We start from the raw sequence: 936 nt of genomic DNA, 5'->3' as shown, positions 1-936 counted from the left end.
ACAAGTTGTATTTACAGAAACAGAATCAGTAGCTGTTAACGGTGTTGGTTCTGTAATAATAATAGGAGCACTTGTATATGTACAAGCATTAGAATCTATAACAGTAACAGTATAAGTATTTGCTGCTAATCCAGTAAATACATTAGAAGCTTGAGGTGTTCCAGCATCTAATTGATACATGTAAGGACCTCCAGTTCCAGAAGTTACATTAACTGTTATAGAACCATCGCTATCACCATTACAACTTACATTAGTTTCAACGGTAGTAAAAGTAACAGGCTGAATTGGGTCTACAGTATAAGTTGTTGTAGATACACAATTAGCAGCATCTGTTACACTAAACGTATACGTTCCAGCAGTTGCTGCTGAATAGATATTAGTAGCCATTGGGTTAAATGTTGTGCCACCATCTGTAGACACTTGATATGTATAGGTTGTATTATCACCACCAGTTGCCGTTAAAGTTATTTCAGCATTAGGAGTAGCAGTACAATCTAATTCTTGAGTTAAAGCAGCGCTTAATAATAATTGATCATTTATTATATAAGGAGTAGTAGCCACACAACCATTACCATCTTGTATGTAAAGCGTATAAGTTCCAGGCGTTGCAAATGTAAAATCAGGATCTGTGCTGTATGATGTTCCATTTATACTATATGAAGGATTACCTATAGTAACTGTTCCAGTAATAGTAACAGTAATAGGTGTACCCACAAAACAAGGCGCAACTTGTGGATCGATTGTAGGTTCAGCATCTCTAATTAAAGAGATATCAAAGTCTCTAATACAACCATAGGCATCAATTGCATAAACAGTATAGTTATTAGCAGATTCATTAAAGGTATTAGCTGAATTCCAATTTAAATCACTAGCTATAGGAGCAGGATCAGTATCTAATAAAATTTGATATTGATAAGGCGCAGTACCATCACTAGC

The 936-nt window shown here is 35.1% G+C and carries 1 protein-coding gene; it reads right to left on the bottom strand.

What is annotated here, in order from left to right; translation table 11 throughout:
* Window positions 1-936 (bottom strand): SprB repeat-containing protein (locus tag Q0997_RS20185; protein WP_299892513.1); only part of this gene is annotated, 936 nt, incomplete at both ends.

The sequence above is a fragment of the uncultured Lacinutrix sp. genome, from assembly GCF_947500325.1.
Classification (GTDB): Bacteria; Bacteroidota; Bacteroidia; order Flavobacteriales; family Flavobacteriaceae; genus Lacinutrix.
This window is presented reverse-complemented; position numbering and strand designations above follow the sequence as displayed.